Origin of the sequence: Tumebacillus flagellatus (assembly GCF_000714935.1) — a bacterium.
GTDB lineage: Bacteria > Bacillota > Bacilli > Tumebacillales > Tumebacillaceae > Tumebacillus > Tumebacillus flagellatus.
This window is the reverse complement of sequence record NZ_JMIR01000082.1, coordinates 1-1,542: the sequence shown is the minus strand read 5'-3', so window position 1 is coordinate 1,542 and position 1,542 is coordinate 1. Positions and strand designations below refer to the sequence as shown.

The 1,542-nt window shown below is 51.2% G+C and carries 2 protein-coding genes; both read left to right on the top strand.

All coding sequences use genetic code 11. The features are described 5' to 3' along the window. Positions 1 to 183: 183 nt before the first annotated feature. Complete coding sequence (locus EL26_RS22980; protein ID WP_038094817.1) at positions 184 to 537, top strand: PadR family transcriptional regulator; 354 nt, start codon at positions 184 to 186, stop codon at positions 535 to 537. Further along, positions 524 to 1,327 (top strand): permease prefix domain 1-containing protein, encoded by an 804-nt coding sequence (locus tag EL26_RS22975; protein ID WP_038094815.1) that lies wholly within the window; start codon positions 524 to 526, stop codon positions 1,325 to 1,327. The genes EL26_RS22980 and EL26_RS22975 overlap by 14 nt, the downstream gene beginning before the upstream one ends. Positions 1,328 to 1,542: the final 215 nt, after the last annotated feature.

Genomic DNA, 1,542 nt, shown 5'->3' with positions numbered 1-1,542 from the left:
GCGCCGATGGTACTCGGACCGCAGGGTCCCGGGAGAGTAGGACGTCGCGAGGCAACAGCAAAGCGAACAATGAAAAGACCTGATCCATCGCGGATCAGGTCTTTTTTGTAGGTAAGTACCTTGCATCATAGAGTAGTTTGTTTTATTATGTATCTTAGATAAATCTTCCAATGGAGGTGCGGGGTGGAAATTGACAAGGAGATTTTGAAAGGGTATGTCGACACGATCATTTTGGCCACGCTGCGGGAGCGTCCTCTGTACGGGTATGAACTGGCCAAAACGGTGCGGGAGCGCAGCCTTGGGAGCTTTGAACTGAAAGAAGGCACGATGTACTTGGCTCTGAAGCGCTTGGAGAAGAACGAATTCATCGAATCGTATTGGGGGGACGAGGAAGCAAGCGGCGGCGGGCGGCGAAAGTATTACCGCTTGCGGCAGGCGGGGGAACAGAGGTACTTGGATAAGAAACGGGAGTGGCAGTTTGTGAAACAGACCATGGAGACTTTTTTCAAGGAGGGGACGAGAAGTGAAGGCGATTGAGGGGTATCTGGAGGATCTGTACCGCGATGTTCGCATTTCGAAAGAAGCCGCCGAGCTCAAGGCCGAGATGAGAGGTCATCTGCAACAGGCGGTGGAAGAGCTGATGGCAGAGGGATTGTCCGAAGAAGAAAGTGTGCAAGTGGCGTTAGAGCGGTTCGGAGATCAAAAGCAATTGGTTTCCGAGATGGAGGGCGTCTTGAAGGTGCAACGAGTCTTTGCTAAGAACCTTTTGAGGACGGCGCTTGCGTTTTTGGTGGTCGGGTTTGCTGTGCTGGCGGCTATGAGTTGGATGCAATCGGATCTTGAACGAAACTGGTATTCTCAAACGATGTCATGGGTTGACGATGAGAGGACAGTATTGCCGGTTCAAAACCAGCAGAAGTTGACGGAGATGGTGTTGGACTCTGCGCTTCTGCACGGGATTGAGATCGATTCGGTCGATCCCTCGACGTACGAACCTGCCCATAAGTTCTATTCTTATGAAAAAACAGACTCAGGCCCAATCATCTGGCCGATCCTGCCGGGGTTTGGCGGGAAGTCGTATGTTTATGGCCCTTGGATGCTGACGTTTCATTACCGAGATTTGATCGGAACAGGAGCCGCCGTTTTTGTTTTTTGTGCGATCGTCTATTGGGTGCTCTTTGCGGTGTGGGGAACGGTGAATGCGTATCATCGCGGACGGTTTCATTGGGCTTGGGTGTTCGTGTTTGCGCTGTTTAATGTGCTCGGCTATTTGCTGTATTGGGCCGAACAGAAGAGATGGAGGTTGCTGTCGCCGAAGTTTGCGTAGATTTGTTCGAGCGGTGGTCTTGAGCGGCGCGGGTGGACGTGATAAGATAACACCTGTCGCCGCGAGAGACACGGTGATAACGAGAAAAAATTACCTGTTGCATTTGTGAGTGCAACGTGGTAGAGTACTAAGAGTCGCCACTGAGCGACGCGATTGATCCTTGAAAACTAAACGAGTGATAGATGAAGATCGATTCGAGCCAGAAGCTCTTACTA